The sequence below is a fragment of the Mucilaginibacter sp. GW822-FHT03E02 genome, from assembly GCF_058801545.1.
Map to the genome: position 1 here is coordinate 184,287 of NZ_JBXANJ010000002.1, position 18,127 is coordinate 202,413.

Sequence of the window (18,127 nt, forward strand, 5' to 3'; positions counted from 1 at the left end):
GCCATACGCACCATATAACCGTTGAGTTTACAATTAATAAAGGGCAACAATATCCTATAAAGCTATTATGGTATTCTTACTTAGGTTATAACAGGGGCAATATAAGCATATTTTTAAATCGCAAGCCGAAAACTAAAAAATAATTGTGCTTTACACACTAATAAAATACCTGAGTAGTTATCTGCTATCTTTTTAAAAGGATTACTCATAAAGTTTCCCTGTAAAAAAAGCCGGACTTTCGTCCAGCTCTGGTTATCATTTACAGATTATGTTGCTGACAAGTTACACTCCTGCAGAGCTTGTTTCCTCTTACTATCTGCCTTTGTTATTTAGTGAATTTCCTAATCATTTCCACCAACTATTTTTTTCATCATTACCTATATATATAATTGTTGCTTATTTACCGGCAAGCAAACCATCAAGCGTAACCGATACATAATATAAGCCTCCGATAGTTGGGCCGCCAGCATATTGATAATAACGTTTGTTAAATATATCAGTTGCGCCGGCTTTAAAAGTAGCATAATAGGCCGGAACGCGATAAGTAACCTGGGCATCAAATGTGCCAATTGCAGGTACCTTGCCTGTTACCAACGGGCTTTCCCACAGGAACGACTCCTGCCATTTGTAAACGATGTTAAAACCTACATTTTTGGCCACTTCGCGGTTACCGAACGATAGGTTGCCCGACCATTCGGGGGTATTGAAACCCGTCACAAAAATATCTGATGTAGTTTGAGCTTTAAGTTTGTTAAAACTCACGTTACCAGATACAGTATATCTTTTATAAAAGTTATAGCTAATACCTGCCGACGAACCATAGTTATGGTAAATGTTTTTAGCATTGGTATAAACGCGATACCTGCTTTGGCCCTGGCTTGCAGCGTTGCTGGAAGTACCTGTGGTTGGGTCGCGGTTTACATCAAGCATAGCTAATACAGCGGCGTCTGTACCCACGGTTGTCCCATTTGGTACAAATACCTGTACCTGGCCTAAAAATCCGCCGTAGCGGTTGGTGTAGGCGTCAATATCAATAAATACTTTATTATCTAATACAATTCCTTTGTAGCCTACTTCGTATGAAGTGATCTGCTCCGGACGCGCAGGTGGCAAATCGGCTACTTTCAACAGGTTCCGGTTGGCCAGAGCAACCTGGTCTGTACCGCCGGCGGCATTAACTACCGAATTGAAGTTGGCAACAGAAGTTTGGGTATAGCTATTACCCAAATAGCCTAAACCATCATTAATAAACGGCAAGCTGCCCACACGTTTAACACGTCCGTTGTTTACGTATGATAACGCCTCGAATAATGAAGGGAAGCGGTAACCATTCTGGAACGTGAATCTGAAATTATGGTTCTCATTCAGGGTATAAACGGCCGCTAAACGAGGTGTAAATTTAGGGTCGAAATAAGGGTTGTAATCCCATCTAACCGATCCGAAAAGTTTCAATTTTTCGTCGAAGAACGTTTTGGTTACCTGTGTAAATGCACCATATTTTTTGTAGATCACATCTTTACCAAAGCTGCCGTCGGCCAAAGGTGTGTTCCTATCGGCAATCGGGCGGCTAAAGTCAACAAAGTTGTTACCATCTGGGGTAATTGCATATACGCGTACGTCGCCGCCAACCAACAGGTCAACCACCTTTACCCGGTTTGTTAAATCCCATTGGGCTTCAGCATTGTACATATGGCTTTTTTGCACCAATGCCGCACCACCCGTTACAGGCGCGTTTGGTATCAGGCTCGATTTAATATCCCAGTTATTGATGCCGATAATGGTTTTTCTTAACGCATCAAATTCCGGCGTGCCTGGCTCAACCCTGCCCTTATCTGCAGCAGCTCTTGCGGCCTGCTCGGCGGCGGCCAGGTTTGCAGATGTTAGGCCTCCGTTTGCAGATCCGTAGGCGTTTAACGCATTTTTAAAAGTGGTACCCCAGGCCGAGTTACTGGCATGGTTCAAATCCAGGTTATCTGCCAGCGGTTTTACGTTGAATGAGTTGCCGGTATTTTCTATCGATTCATAAGCGCGAACCAAAAATTCTTTTCCTTTTAACTCAACTTTATGGTTTTGAACGGTTGCTCCCTGCAACGAAATCTTGTTACCACGCTGAAATACGCCGTCGAGCCTACCGTAACGGTAGGTGTAAGACAATATAGTATTAGGCGTTAATTTGTATGATAATGTACCATCCAGTTTCAGGTTGGTAACTTTCGGATCAACCAAATCAACCTCGTTGTATCCTGTACGGGCAACTGTAAGATTTGGCATTGCTTTACCATCAACTGTAAGGCCTTTTATTGACACGGTATTGCTACCGGCAAGGGCATCATCTCCATATTTGTTCCAGCCATCATAAGCAGCATTGCTGGTGCCTGTTAAGGCCGGGAAACCGGGGTTTGCGGTTTTTAGATTGTATGGATTTTGATCCTTACGGGTATCAGACTGCCAGTCTTTACCCTGCATGTAGCTAAAGTTCACTTTAAAGGCAAACTTATCGTTGAATGCTTTGGCATAACGTACAGCGGTTTCGTTAAGGGCGCTTGCACCTAACCTATCGTTGCCCACGTGGTTTATACCCTCGCGGTGATAAACGCTTAATCCCTGGTATTTAAAAGGATCTTTGGTTATTAAGTTTGATAAGCCATTGATAGCGTTTGTGCCATAAAGCGCTGCCGCCGCGCCCGGTGTAATTTCTATACTGGCAATATCCAGCTCGGTTGGGCCAATGGCATTACCCAGCGGTACACCTAAAGTTGCCGATTGCATATCAACCCCATCAACCAACTGCATAAATCTGAAGTTGTTCGGACTGTTGAAACCACGTGTGTTAGGCACTTTAAGGGTTAAACTGGTGGTGGTCATCTGTACGCCCTTTACGTTTTCCAAAGCATCGTAAAAGCTTGGGCCAGGCGACTGTTTAAGCGCGTTGATGCTCAGTTTTTCGATAGCAACCGGCGACCGTAAAAGCTTCTCTTCTTTGCGCGACGCCGTTACCACCACTTCGTTAATCAGTAACGATTGGCTGCTTAACTGAATGTTCAGGGCGCTGTTAGAATTTTTTACGAAAAATTCCTGTGGCTGAAAACCCACCGCGGTAAAAACTAATGTATAGGGTAGTTTGGCGCTTGTAGTTAATGAAAATTTTCCGGTACTATCAGATGCAGTACTGTTGGTAGTACCCTTTATGCTAACGGTTGTGCCCACTAACGGCAACCCGTGGTCGTCTTTTACAATACCGCTAATGATATAGGAACCATTAAGTTGAGCATGGCTTATCGCCGGGGCAAGAAGTATAAAAAGTGTTATAAGTCTAAATGAATTTATAAGTGTTTTCATGAAAAGAATCAGTATAATTTAATGTCTGTTTGAGTTTTAAGAATGTAGATAGCATAAGGATTGGAGCTATCAACAGCAACACATGACATTTAACTGCGTTTTTGAATGAGCCGAAGTAATAAGAGTGTAAATATTATACATAGTCTATTGGATTAGTCGACAAAAATAGAAATTTTTTCATCGGTGTCAAGACTCAATTCATATTTTTCCATAATATCTACCATTTTAGTGGATATATTTTCAAATAATCCCACCCTCTTCCCTCCCAATTTTGTAATATTGGCGGCTCAACACGTACTAATTTACAATGTCTTTCAATTATCAGCGCATCATCATCAAAATCGGTTCCAATGTTTTTACCCAGGAAAACGGCTTGCCCGACCTGCAGCGTATAGAACATTTGGTTGGCCAGATAGCCGCTATCAAAAAACAAGGAAAAGAAGTGATCCTGGTATCATCCGGCGCGGTTGCTTCCGGTAGGAGTTTGATCACGATATCCGAAAAATATGATGCCATTGCGGCAAGGCAGCTCTTAGCCTCTATCGGGCAGGTAAAGCTAATCAATACTTATTCGCAGCTGTTTGAACGTTTTGATATCCTTTGCTCGCAGGTATTGGTTACCAAAGAGGATTTCAGGGACAGGATGCACTATTTAAACATGAAAAACTGTCTTGATCTGTTGTTGCAGCACCAGGTGATACCCGTAGTGAACGAAAACGATGTGGTGTCGGTAACCGAACTGATGTTTACCGATAATGACGAGCTGGCCGGATTAATTGCATCTATGCTAAACGCCCAGGCGTTAATTGTACTAACTAATGTCGACGGAATCTATAATGGCGATCCCAAAGCGCCGGGCTCGGCGGTAATTGAAGAGGTGGCCGGTTCGGTAGTTGATTTTGCAGCGTTTGTTTCATCGGGCAAATCGCAGTTTGGCCGTGGGGGAATGATCACCAAATCAACCATGTCGCAAAAAACGGCGCAATTGGGTATAGCTGTGCACATTGCCAATGGCAAGCGGGATAATATCCTGACAGATGTATTGGAGAATAAAGTGATCCATACCCGGTTTATCCCCAATAAAACAGCTTCTGGCAAAAAGAAATGGATAGCACATTCCGAAAAATCGGCCACGGGCGCCGTGTTGGTTAACGCAGGCGCTAAAGCGGCACTTGTATCCAACAAAGCTACAAGCTTGCTGCCCGTTGGAATAGCTGAGGTATTAACCGACTTTAAAAAAGGCGATATTATTAAGCTAATGGATGAAAACCAAAAGCTGATAGGACTTGGCATTGCCGAATACGGATCGGACAAAGCCAAAGAACGCATCGGGCAAAAAAACCAAAAGCCTTTGGTGCATTACGATTATCTTTATTTACAAGGTTAACAATGAGTTATAATATATATTTCGAGAACGCACAGGTTGCGGGCCGCAAACCTACCCTCGCCCCTGCCCTTATTAACCAGGTTTTATTGGACGTGGCTTCCGAAGCCATTGCCCAAACCGAACTGATATTAGCCGAAAACCAAAAAGATCTCGATTTGATGGATCCGAAAGATCCTAAATACGACCGCCTGAAACTGACGGCTGCCCGCATTGAAGCTATTGCGGCCGATATGATCAGTGTTGCAGGCCTGGACAGCCCTTTAGGTAAGCAACTTTCAGAAGCGCAGATGCCCAATGGCCTGTCTATTTCAAAGGTGCGTGTACCATTAGGTGTTGTTGGTGTAATTTATGAAGCCAGGCCCAATGTTACTTTTGATGTATTCGCCCTCTGCTTTAAAACAGGCAACATCAGTATTTTAAAAGGCGGCAGTGATGCCGACTACTCTAACCGTGCCATTATCGGCATAATTCATAACGTGTTAAATAAGCACCACATAGATACCAACGTGGTAACCCTGTTACCTGCAGAACGAGAGGCCACAGCCGCTTTACTAAATGCTATTGGCTATGTTGATGTGCTGATACCACGCGGCAGCCAGTCGCTTATTGATTTTGTGCGGGATAATAGTAAAGTACCTGTTATTGAAACCGGTGCAGGTATTGTTCATACTTATTTTGATTTAACCGGCGACCTTGAAAAAGGTGCTGAGATTATTGCCAATGCCAAAACCCGCAGGGTGAGTGTATGTAACGCCCTTGATTGCCTGATTATTCATGCTGAAAGGTTGAGTGACTTGCCCCGGTTAAGTCATGTACTCAGTGAGAAAGAAGTTGAGTTATTTGCTGATGAACGGGCTTACGAAGCATTAAAAGCCAGTTATCCTGAAGCTTTATTACATAAAGCGCAGCCTGAGCATTTTGGTACCGAATTTTTATCGATGAAGATGGCTATCAAAACGGTTGATAGTTTTGAGGCGGCACTTGAATATATCGCCATTAATAGTTCAAAACACAGCGAGGCTATTATATCTGAGGACGCCGAAAATATTGCCACCTTTTTAAATGATGTTGATGCGGCAGCGGTTTACGCCAATGCATCCACTGCCTTCACAGACGGCGCGCAATTTGGTTTAGGTGCCGAGATTGGCATCAGCACGCAAAAACTCCATGCACGGGGCCCTATGGGGCTTGAGGAGCTTACAAGTTACAAGTGGATTGTTAAAGGCAACGGGCAAACCAGGAATCCTTAGCATTTACACAAATACGCTGCTAAGCCTTAGTGCACGGTAAGCATGCCCGCAGCTGACGCGAATTTGTATGGTATAGGAAAAATAATCGAAAAAGTTCATTCCACAAAAAAAGGTGCCCTCAAGAAGGCACCTTAATTTTTTCTCTTCTCTGCTGTCGGCACTCACTTAATCAAATAGTTCGCTACGGCAATAAAGCAAATGATCATTAAGATCACTCCTTGAAGCTTTTGTTCTAACGTTAATTGGCTTATCATTTTAAATTAATTAGGGTAAAGCAAATTTATATTGTAATCCGAATGTTACAATAGGTATTTTCATTTTTACGTTTATTTTAATAAATAGTTATAAAACTTTTAGAATCGTCAACTGCACATTTATTCTTTAAAAAAATAGCAACAAATGTGTTTTAACATTAAAATAGTGTTAGTGTAACACTACGGTAAATTGGCAGTTTTTAGCTGTAAAAATATATTTTTTACGCGTTTTTTTATTCATTTAACATAAACGTAAATTTTATATTAATAAACGTCAAATCCTCCGGTTAAACCACACCATGTTATTAAACCTTCCCCCACACTGATATCTGACTTTTTTTCTTATCCGGTTAAATGTTTATTTTCATAAACACTTGCAATAAATGTATCATCCCCGTTACATTTATCGCAGATTATAAACCAAACCAATATGCCAAAGCACATCATGATCGTATATCTTTTAGTGGCCTGCACCATTGCAGGTATACTGCTCAATTCGCGTATTAAGCAATGGCTTAACAAAAAAGGGTAACCTTAAATTGGCCCGATGAGTGTCGGCTAATACACCCACATTAACCAAAAAAGCAAAAGCCTGTTGTTTATTCAACGGGCTTTTATGTTGAGGGTAATTTTCACGTTAAAAATATATCCCCTCTTCCTACGTAAATTAAAACCTTATATAAAACATATAAAATTCTTATTATCAATATAAATTAACCAATAATTAACACAAATAAAAAGGCGATTATGAATATTCCAATAGCAAATTGGGCACATTGATTGCACAATTGCGATTCGGGAAACTGAATAAGTGTTAACATAAGGTTACCTTGTGCTTTTTATTGTATTAACACCAAACCCAACCTCAATCGCCAATTATGATAATTATAAAAAAGATCCTGAAAATAATTTTAAGAACCGTATTGGGCATTGTAGCATTTGTCGCGCTCTTCCTGCTGGCGGCCTTTTTACTTTCGATATGGACTGTTAAAAAAGAACCGGGAACTTCGGCCGATGTTGCCATATACATTCTAACCAACGGCGACCATACCGATATTGTGGTTCCCGTAAAAAGCCAGGTAACCGATTGGAGCAAAGAAATGCCATATCAAAACACAACAGGTCGCGATACCACGGCAAGATACCTGGCTGTGGGCTGGGGCGATAAGGGGTTTTACCTCAACACCCCTACCTGGTCGCAATTAAAGTTTAGTACGGCGTTTAAGGCTGCCTTTGCTTTAAGCACTTCGGCCATTCACGCTACCTACTACCAGGCAATGCCGGAGAATAACAATTGTAAAAAGATTATGATCAGCAACGAGCAGTACAAAAGGTTAATCTCCTTCGTTAATGGCAGCTTTAAAAGAGACAGCACAGGCAATGTCATCAACATAAAAACAAATGCCAACTATGGCACCAGCGACGCTTTTTACGAAGCCAACCGCAAATACAACATGTTTTACACCTGCAACACCTGGGCCAACAACGCCCTAAAAGCCTGCGGCCAAACCGCCTGCGTGTGGACTCCTTTTGACAGGGGAATATTTTATCATTATAGGTAGTCGGGAAGTCAGGAAAGTCGGGAAGTCCGAAAGTTAAGAAGGATGTAGGCTATATGTAGGCTATTTGATTTTTCACATTGAGACTTTCGGACTTCCCGGACTTTCGGACTTTCGGACTTTCGGACTCTCCAAACCTCCTAACTTCCCACAACAATTTACCCTACCCTGACCTAACCACTATATCAATATAAAACACAAAAGCGTATCTTTGCGCCCATTATGAGTAAGCATGGCAGGATTTTAGTGGCAATGAGCGGTGGCGTTGATAGTTCGGTAGCGGCAGTTATGCTGCATGAGCAGGGCTATGAAGTTATTGGGCTTACCATGAAAACCTGGGATTATGCCTCGTCGGGTGGCAGTTCCAAAGAAACAGGCTGCTGCAGCCTTGATAGCATTAATGATGCGCGTGCTTTGGCCGTTGGTTACGGTTTTCCTCACTATATCCTGGATATCCGTAACGAGTTTGGCGATTTTGTAATTGATAACTTTGTTGACGAATACCTGGCCGGCCGCACCCCTAATCCCTGTGTGTTATGCAATACCCACATCAAATGGGAAGCTTTATTAAAACGCGCCGATAAACTGGATTGCGAATTTATAGCTACAGGACATTACGCCAATATTCGTTTACAGGACAATGGCCGTTACGTGATATCAAAAGGTAAAGACGAAAATAAAGATCAGTCATACGTGCTTTGGGGAGTATCTCAAAAAAACCTGGCGCGTACCAAGTTCCCCTTAGGCAGTTTTTCGAAGCCCGAGATCAGGCAAATGGCTATGGATATGGGGCAGATTGAGCTTGCCGGTAAAAGTGAAAGCTACGAAATTTGCTTTGTGCCCGATAACGACTACAGATCGTTTCTAAGGCATAAAGTTGAAGACTTGGAAGAACGTGTTGCCGGCGGCAACTTTGTGCTTGCAAATGGCACCATAGTGGGCAAACACCAGGGTTATCCCTTTTATACCATCGGTCAGCGTAAAGGATTAGGCATTGCCTTGGGGCAACCTATGTTTGTAACCAGTATCGATCCTAACACCAATACCGTAGTATTAGGCACTGCCGATGAATTGGAACGCAAACAGGCCTGGGTTAAAAACCTAAACCTGGTTAAATACGCCAGCATACCGGAGCCTATCGAGGCTATTACCAAAATCCGTTATAAAGATGCTGGTACCACCAGCAGCATTGTACAAATGGGAGAACATATGAAGGTTGATTTTCACCATAATGTATCTGGTATCGCGCCCGGGCAATCGGCAGTTTTTTATGAAGGCAACGACCTTTTGGGCGGCGGATTTTTAATGTAGTTTCATTTTGAGGGTCAGATAGTGTAAAACCGGCGGTGTTTAACCGGGTTCAAAATAGGGTCAAAACATCAAAAAAACGGCCTTTAAAACCGCTCTTGAAACAATACTACATCTTTTCAAAATTGAGGCATTCGCGCAATCTTCACAGCTAATATTCCAACGTTTTTAGCAAAACTAATTGGCGTTTCGCTTTCTTTATGTTTTATTTGCAAAAAATAACTGCTTAAATGGCCAAAAATTTACTGATAGTTGAATCTCCGGCGAAAGCCAAAACCATCGAGGGTTACCTTGGGAAAGACTTTATTGTGAAGTCGAGCTACGGGCATATCCGCGATTTGGTAAAGTCTGAAGATGCGATAGATATAGGTAACAACTTCGCTCAAAAATATGAGGTGCCTGCCGATAAAAAACAGGTAGTGAGCGAATTGAAGAAATTAGCTAAAGAAGCAGAGATGGTTTGGCTGGCATCGGATGAGGACCGTGAGGGAGAAGCCATATCGTGGCACTTATTTGATACTTTAGGATTGAAAGATGCTACCACCAAACGCATCGTTTTTCACGAAATAACCAAACCGGCCATTTTAAAGGCTATTGATACGCCACGTAAAATTGACTACAATTTGGTAAATGCACAGCAGGCACGCCGTGTATTAGACAGGCTGGTGGGTTTTGAACTTTCGCCTGTTTTATGGAAAAAGGTTAAACCATCCCTTTCTGCAGGCCGTGTACAATCAGTAGCAGTACGATTAATAGTTGACAGGGAACGCGAAGTAAATAAATTTACTGCCGAAGCTGCTTTTAAAATAGTAGCCATATTTGGTAAAGGCAAAGATGCTTTTAAAGCCGAACTGGCAGAACGTTATGCCAAACCAGAAGATGCCGAGAAGTTTTTACAGGATTGTATCGGTGCCGATTTTGACGTACGCTCGCTGGAAACCAAACCAGCCAAACGCTCACCGGCTGCACCCTTCACCACATCTACCTTACAACAGGAAGCCAGCAGGAAACTGGGCTACTCGGTAGCACGCACCATGCAGGTAGCGCAACGTTTGTACGAGGCCGGGTATATTACCTACATGCGTACCGACTCGGTAAACTTATCGGATACTGCGTTAAATGCCGCTCAAAGTGAAATTGTATCGGCCTATGGGGAAAAATACCATCAGCTAAGAAAATATAAAACCAAAAACGCAAGCGCACAGGAAGCTCACGAAGCTATCAGGCCAACCTATTTCAACAATCATACTATCACAGGCGAATCGAACGAGAAACGCCTGTATGAACTGATCTGGAAACGTGCCATAGCCTCACAAATGAGTGAAGCGCAGTTTGAGAAAACCACCGCAAAAATCAGTATATCAACCCGTAAAGAGGATTTAACGGCCAATGGCGAGGTGATGAAGTTTGATGGTTTCCTGAAAGTTTACCTTGAATCAAGCGATGACGAGGATGAACCACAACAGGATGGCGAAAACGCCATGCTGCCACCTTTAACCCGTGGCCAGCGCTTAGCGCTACAGGAAATGTCGGCAACAGAACGCTTCTCGCGTCCGCCGGCAAGATACACTGAGGCCAGCTTGGTGAAAAAGTTAGAGGAGTTAGGTATCGGCCGCCCATCTACCTACGCCCCTACCATCTCTACCATCCAAAATCGTGGTTACGTGGTTAAAGAAGAGCGCGAAGGTAAAGTGCGCAACTTCAGGCTAATGGTGCTGAAAGATGGCCAGATTGTTAAAGAACAAAAAACAGAGAATACCGGTGCCGAGCGCGGCAAGTTATTCCCTACCGATATTGGCGCGGTTGTAAACGACTTTTTAGTACAATACTTTAAAGAAATTGTAGATTTTAACTTTACCGCCAGCGTTGAAAAGCAATTTGACGAGATAGCCCAGGGTTTAAAAGACTGGACAGCCATGCTGCACGATTTTTATAACCCTTTCCATAAAGGTGTGCAAAGCACTATTGAAACGGCTGATAAAGCAACCGGTGAACGTGAATTGGGTGTGCACCCTGAAAATGGTAAAAAGATATCCGTACGTATTGGCCGCTACGGCCCCTTTGTGCAGGTTGGCGAAAGTGCAACCGAGGAGAACGAAGAAAAGCCGTTATACGCCAGCTTAAGAACGGGCCAAAGTATTGAAACCATCAGTATTGAAGAAGCTTTGGAGTTATTTAAGCTCCCTAAAGTTGTTGGCGAATATGAAGGCAAAATAATGAAAGTTGCCATAGGCCGTTTTGGCCCATACATTAGCCATAACAGCGCATTTGTATCGTTACCTAAAGATATTGACCCTTTGGATGTAACGGTAGAACAGGCAATAGAGCTTATAGAAGCCAAACGCAAAAAAGATGCCGAGAGACTGATTAAAGCGTTTGACGAAGACCCGGAAGTAAAGGTATTAAACGGCCGCTGGGGGCCATATATTGAATTTGGCAAACTTAACGTTAAGATACCCAAGGATAAAGATCCGTTGACCTTAACTTATGAAGAGTGTAAGGCCCTGGCTGATGCCATGCCTAAGGACACCAAGAAAGGCCGCTTTGGTAAAACGGTAGCAGCTGCAAAACCCGCGGCCAAAAAAGCCCCAGCTAAGAAAAAAGCGCCGGCTAAAAAGAAGTAAGTTATTTGGATGATTGAGTTGGATTAAGTTGATTGAGTTGAATAACTCAAATAGATTTTTCTCGGCCACAAACCACTTAACTCAATCAACTACTCACTAAGAATGCAATGATCAAAGACCTGCCCGAAAATAACGTTAAAGATATTGCCATAGCGGTAGCGTTGGAGCGCGAAAGTGTGGAGAGCAAAATTTGGTATGTGTACCTCATCAACCTTAAAAATGAACCTATCGAGAATGTGCTGATCACCTCGAAGGGGTACGGCGAAAAAAATGGCGAGCAGGTAAAAACTTCCGTTTTACGCCACATGATCCCGGTGGTTGACAGTAAAGGCTACAAACTTATCGAACCTATTGACGAGCAAACTTTCGGCCTGAATAATGAATATTGGTTAAGCTATTACATCGGCGGTAACATTTACGATAAAAAGTTCATTTTCCTCCCTGAGAGCATCGTAGAGATGAATTTTATCAAACTTCCGGTACTGAATAAGCCCGGTGTTATGATATTGTAGTGGTGAGTGGTTGATTAAGTTAGATTAAGTTGAATAAGTTGATTGAGTTAGCTGTAAATCAAGTTAAATATATTTTTCTCTCTGCACAAAAACGCCACCTAATCAACCACTTAACCTAATCAACCCAATCAACTTTTTCAACTTAATCCTCCACAATAAATATTTCTCAATTAATTATTTGTTGTTATAAATTTTATACATTCATGGAATAAATAAACCTATTCCATGGAGAACGGATATACCAGGTTCCGCAAACGTAAAAGCTTAATTACATTCGGTACCGCGCTCGCAGTGCTGCTTATTATTGCTTATCTTATTGTTAATGGCCAAAAGAAAAATGTGATCGACCCTGCCTTTAGCAAGTACATCGAGTCGTACACAACCGGGGTAATTTCGAAAGGAAGCCCCATTACCATTCGCCTTGCCAGTACAGTGCAAATTACCCATCAGCAAAACGAAGAGGTTGATAACAACCTGTTTGATTTTTCGCCGTCAGTAAAAGGCAAAGCTTACTGGACAGATTCGCGCACCATTGAATTCCGGCCGGATAAAAAACTCGACCCTGATAAAACCTACAATGCCGAATTTAAACTGGGCAAACTGATTGACGTGCCTTCCAGGTTTAACAGGTTTAAGTTTAACTTCCAGGTGGTTAAGCCCGATTTTAACGTTGCTTTTAACGGGTTGCAAACAGCTACCAGTACATCTACCGACGAGATGAAGATGGAAGGATCGGTACAAACGGCCGATACCGAGGACCCCGCCCTTATTGAAAAAGTAATTACCGTAAACTATATGCTGCCGGTGAAAATCAGCTGGGAGCACAACACAGTCGCAAAAACCCACACCTTCAAAATAACCGGTTTAAAACGGCAAAAGGGCGAAGTTGCGACGCTAACCATAAATTGGGACGGCAGCAGTATCAACGTTGATAAAAAAGGCGAGCAACATTTTGATGTGCCTGCCATAGGTGATTTTAAAGTGCTGAACGTTCGTGCAGTACAGGATAATGACCAATATGTGCTGGTACAATTTTCAGATGCCATTATGGTTGGGCAGGAGTTGGCAGGCCTTATCGGCATTAACAATGTAACCGATCCGGCATACGCCATTGAGGGCAGTACCGTAAAAATTTACGCTCCCGAAAGGCTTGAAGGCGATTACAGTGTATTTGTAAATGAAGGGGTAGAAAACATATCGCATAAAAAGATCACCAAAACCTATACAGCAAATGTGTTTTTTGAGAACCGGCTGCCCGGCGTAACTATTCCGGGCAAGGGCGTTATCCTCCCCGATTCGGGCAAGCTGATGATGCCTTTTGAGGCCGTTAACCTTAAAGCGGTTGATGTATCGGTAATTAAAATATATGAAAGTAATGTTCCGCAATATTTTCAAAACAACGATTTTAACGGCAACCAGGAATTGCGGCAGGTGGGCAAGCCTATTTTACAAAAAACCATCAGGCTGGATAACGATAAAGGGCTTAACCTGAACAAGAAAAACCGTTTCATGCTTGATCTTGATCAGATGATCCGCACCGAACCGGGAGCAATTTACCGGGTTATAATCGGGTTCAGGCAGGAATATTCCTTATACAATTGCAGTATAGCGGGCGTAGGTAAAAAAAGCGGCACCGATGATGACGAATATGGTGGCGGTGATTACAGCTACAGCGATAATGCCGGCAAGGTGAACGACGAAGATAACGATTTTTGGTCGAGATACGATAGCTATTATCCGGAAGGTTTTAACTGGCAGGAGAAGGATAATGCCTGTACCCCATCCTACTACACTAAAACCCGCTGGGCTACCCGTAACATCATTGCATCAAACATAGGGCTGATTGCAAAACGGGGCAATAACAACAATATGCTTATTGCGGTTACCGATATCATGAACGCCAAACCGATGGATGGCGTTGAGTTGCAGCTGCTGGATTACCAAAAGCAGGTATTGCTAAAAACCACCTCGGGCAGCGATGGCCTGGCAAGTTTCGACTTAAAGCGTAAGCCTTATTTGCTGGTGGCAAAAAAAGGAAACCAGCGTGGTTATTTAAAACTTGATGATGGTAATACCCTCCCTCTTACCCGCTTTAATGTTGGCGGTGACGAAATTCAAAGCGGACTGAAAGGTTTTATTTATGGCGAGCGTGGTGTTTGGCGGCCCGGCGACAGCATATTTATGACTTTTATGCTGGAAGATAAGCTAAAAACCCTGCCGACCGACCACCCGGTAGAGTTTGAGCTGAAAGACCCCAACGATAAATTGTATAAACGCCTTACCTCAACAAAATCTGTTGATGGCTTTTACAGCTTCCATACCGCTACCGAAACCTCATCGCCTACCGGTAACTGGACAGCTACCGTAAAAGTTGGCGGCGCTACCTTCGAAAAGAAAATAAAGGTTGAAACCATTATGCCTAACCGCTTAAAGTTGGGCCTAAGCTTTGGCGGTGCCGAAGAATTAACCAAGGGCAATAATGCCAACGGCAAGTTAACCGCCCGCTGGCTGTTTGGCGGGGCGGCACAAAATTTAAAGGCCAAGGTTGATGCCTTTTTATCGGCACAAACAACCACCTTTAAAAATTATAAGGATTATGTTTTTGACGATCCTACGCTGGCCTTTAACATGCAAACGCAAACCGTTTTTGATGGCAAGCTGACCGCCGAAGGCAATGCCGATGTAGATGCCAATATCAATATTGAAAAACAAGCCCCCGGGCAGCTAAAGGCCAACTTTTTGGTAAAGGTGTTTGAGCCGGGAGGCAACTTTAGCGTTCAGCAGGTTAGTTTGCCATACAACGTTTACCCCGGTTATGTGGGTATTAAAACGCCCGAAGGCAGCGCCCTTTCCGGAATGTTGGTTACCGATAGAGACCAGCAGATTGATATTGCCGATGTAGATGTAAACGGCAACGCCCTTGCCGGTACCCGCAACGTGCAGCTGGAATTGTATAAAATACAATGGCGCTGGTGGTGGGACGAAACCGGCAATGAAATGACCAACTTTACCCAGGGTAAATACAACAAACTGATTAAAACCCAAAGTATTCAGTTGACAAATGGCCGTGGCAAATGGACGCTGCGTGTACCCAAAGCCGACTGGGGCCGGTACCTGATTAAGGTAAAAGATGAACAGACAGGCCATAGCACCGGTAAAATTATTTATGTAGACTGGCCAAACTGGTCGGAAAGGTTACAGCAAAGCAACCCTACCGAAGCAGCCATGCTTTCGTTTACATCAGATAAGCAAGCCTATAATGTTGGCGAACAGGCCACATTAACCATCCCTACCGCGGCAGATGGCCGGGCATTGATCAGTTTTGAAAATGGCAGCAAGATTTTAAAAACCACCTGGATTGATACTAAAAAGGGCCAAACCCAATACAGCTTTACCGTTGAACCTGATATGGCGCCCAACGTTTTTGTGAACGTTACCATGCTGCAGCACCATTCGCAAACCGTAAATGATTTGCCTATTCGCATGTACGGGGTGATACCGCTTATCGTTAACAACCCGGCCACCATATTAAAACCGGTGATCGCGATGCCCGATAAGATCAGGCCCGAAACCCAATCGGCCATTACAGTATCGGAAGCCACCGGCAAGGAGATGACCTACACCATTGCTATTGTTGATGAAGGCCTGCTGGATATTACCAGTTACAAACTCCCCGATCCGCATAATACATTTTACGCCAAGGAAGCGCTGGGCGTCAAAACCTGGGATTTGTTTGATTATGTAATTGGAGCCTATGGCGGCGGCCTTAACCGGATACTAAGCATAGGCGGTGATGGTAGCCTGGGCAGCAACAGGAACGTATCTGTAAACCGTTTTAAGCCCGTTGTAAAATTCATGGGGCCGTTCCACCTCGGGGCAGGAGAAAAGCAAACCACGGGCTTTAAATTGCCGCAATACGTAGGCTCGGTTAAAGCAATGGTTGTTGCCGGGCACGATGGTGCTTATGGTATAGCCGAAAAAGCCGTTGTTGTTAAAAAACCATTGATGATATTGGCTACACTGCCGCGTGTACTGGGGCCCTCAGAAAAGGTGCAGCTGCCGGTTACCGTTTTTGCCATGGAGCCAAACATTAAAACGGTTACGGTATCGGTACAAAGCAACGCTTTCAGTAACCTGGAAGGTAATAATACCCAAACGCTCACCTTCGCCAAAACCGGCGATCAACTGGTAACATTTGACCTTAACGTTAAGGATTTTGTAGGCGTAGGTAAGGTAAAAGTAGTTGCAAAAAGCGGTTCAGAAACAGCAGCTTATGACGTTGAACTAAACGTGCGTAACCCTAACCCACCGGTTACCCGCATATTGGAGAAAGAGCTTGCAGCCGGCGAAGCATGGAACATAGCTTACCAGGCCGTAGGCATCAGTGGTACCAATAAAAATACACTGGAGATAGCGTCCATCCCACCCCTTAATTTGGGCAAGCGTTTGGATTACCTGATTGATTACCCGCACGGATGTGTGGAGCAAACCACCTCGGCTGCATTCCCGCAACTGTATTTAGGGCAACTGCTCGACCTTTCGCCAAGACAAAAGGCCGAATCTGAAAGGAATATTAAGGCCACCATAGCAAGGCTAAACGGTTTCCAGGTTCCTGGTGGCGGCTTAAGCTACTGGCCCGATGGTGGTAGTGCTGATGAATGGGGAACCAATTACGCGGGGCACTTTATGCTGGCTGCGCAGGCCAAAGGCTATAGTATGCCTTTGGGCTTTATGGAACAATGGAAAAAATTCCAGAAACAGAAGGCATTAAGCTGGTCGCCGGATAGCCGCAGTTTTTATGGCGACGACCTGAACCAGGCCTACCGCCTGTACCTGCTGGCCCTCGCCCGTTCGCCGGAACTGGGTGCCATGAACCGCCTGCGCGAATTTAAGTACATCAGCATTGAAGCCAAATGGAGGCTTGCAGCTGCCTACAAACTGGCGGGGCAGCCCGAGATAGGTTCACGCATGATTGCAGGCTTACCAACCGTTATCAAGCCTTATTACACCATGTTCGGCACCTATGGGTCGGACTTAAGGGATGAGGCCATGATACTGGAAACATTAACCTTGCTTGGCCAGCAGGCGCGCGCCGCGGCACAGTTAAGAACGGTAGCTGCAAAGTTATCCCAGGATGATTGGTATAGTACACAAACAACCGCCTATTCGTTGATAGCTATTGCGCAATATTGCGGGCAAAACAAATCATCGGGTAAAATGACATTCAGCTTCCAGGGTGGCGCGGTTAACTCGCAATCGTATATCTGGCAAAACGTTTTAGCTGCGGGTGGCGGCAAAGTAAACCTTAAAAATAACGGCAGCAACAGGCTGTATGTAAGGCTAATACAAAAAGGACAGCCATCATCGGGCCTTGATGTAAAAACCTTTATCGACCCAAGGGTACTGCAGATGCGCGTAGGCTACTTTACCTTATCCGGTAAACAGATAGATCCATCATCATTAAGGCAGGGTACCGATTTTGTGGCCCAGGTAAACATCAAAAACCCGGGCAAACGCGGCCGGTATGATAATTTGGCGCTAAGCCAAATCTTCCCTTCGGGCTGGGAAATTCTGAATAGCCGGATGATGAACAACGATGAGGCCTTTAAATCATCACCATCCGATTACCGCGATATTCGTGACGACCGGGTGAATACCTATTTCAGCTTGCCGGAAGGCCGCGAGGTTACTTACTACGTAATGCTGAATGCTGCTTATGCGGGGCATTATTACCTGCCTGCCGTTTATTGCGAGGCGATGTACAACAGCTCGATTAACAGTTTGATTAAAGGGCAGTGGGTTGATGTAACGAAGTAGAATGGGCGATGAAACAAAAAGCGCAGAATTGGCAAATGGACGAAAACCTACGGGGTTTTTGAAACTTCGTAAGGTTG

Annotated in this window: 8 protein-coding genes; 7 read left to right on the forward strand and 1 reads right to left on the reverse strand. The window is 44.0% G+C overall.

Annotated features, from left to right (window positions below; genetic code table 11):
- Positions 1 to 396: 396 nt before the first annotated feature.
- A complete protein-coding gene (locus AC1RM2_RS27780; RefSeq protein ID WP_492988414.1) occupies positions 397 to 3,339 on the reverse strand; it encodes a TonB-dependent receptor in 2,943 nt (980 codons plus the stop codon).
- Positions 3,340 to 3,646: 307 nt separating this feature from the next.
- Between AC1RM2_RS27780 and proB the strand changes: the two genes are divergently transcribed.
- From proB to AC1RM2_RS27815, 7 genes are all read left to right on the forward strand, one after another.
- Positions 3,647 to 4,726 carry a glutamate 5-kinase gene (gene proB, locus AC1RM2_RS27785; RefSeq protein ID WP_492988415.1) on the forward strand — a complete coding sequence of 360 codons (1,080 nt, stop codon included), beginning with the start codon at positions 3,647 to 3,649 and terminating at the stop codon, positions 4,724 to 4,726.
- A 2-nt stretch (positions 4,727 to 4,728) separates the two neighbouring features.
- On the forward strand, positions 4,729 to 5,976 hold the full coding sequence (locus AC1RM2_RS27790; RefSeq protein WP_492988416.1) for a glutamate-5-semialdehyde dehydrogenase: 1,248 nt from the start codon (positions 4,729 to 4,731) through the stop codon (positions 5,974 to 5,976).
- Between the two features lie 1,132 nt (positions 5,977 to 7,108).
- On the forward strand, positions 7,109 to 7,792 hold the full coding sequence (locus tag AC1RM2_RS27795) for a TIGR02117 family protein (protein ID WP_492988417.1): 684 nt from the start codon (positions 7,109 to 7,111) through the stop codon (positions 7,790 to 7,792).
- A 219-nt stretch (positions 7,793 to 8,011) separates the two neighbouring features.
- Entirely contained in the window at positions 8,012 to 9,100 is a 1,089-nt protein-coding gene (gene mnmA / locus AC1RM2_RS27800; protein ID WP_492988418.1) for a tRNA 2-thiouridine(34) synthase MnmA, read from the forward strand.
- A gap of 227 nt (positions 9,101 to 9,327) precedes the next feature.
- Positions 9,328 to 11,721 carry a type I DNA topoisomerase gene (gene topA / locus AC1RM2_RS27805; protein WP_492988419.1) on the forward strand — a complete coding sequence of 798 codons (2,394 nt, stop codon included), beginning with the start codon at positions 9,328 to 9,330 and terminating at the stop codon, positions 11,719 to 11,721.
- Between the two features lie 107 nt (positions 11,722 to 11,828).
- On the forward strand, positions 11,829 to 12,233 hold the full coding sequence (locus AC1RM2_RS27810) for a hypothetical protein (protein ID WP_274213291.1): 405 nt from the start codon (positions 11,829 to 11,831) through the stop codon (positions 12,231 to 12,233).
- 225 nt (positions 12,234 to 12,458) lie between these two features.
- Entirely contained in the window at positions 12,459 to 18,050 is a 5,592-nt protein-coding gene (locus tag AC1RM2_RS27815) for an alpha-2-macroglobulin family protein (protein ID WP_492988420.1), read from the forward strand.
- Positions 18,051 to 18,127: the final 77 nt, after the last annotated feature.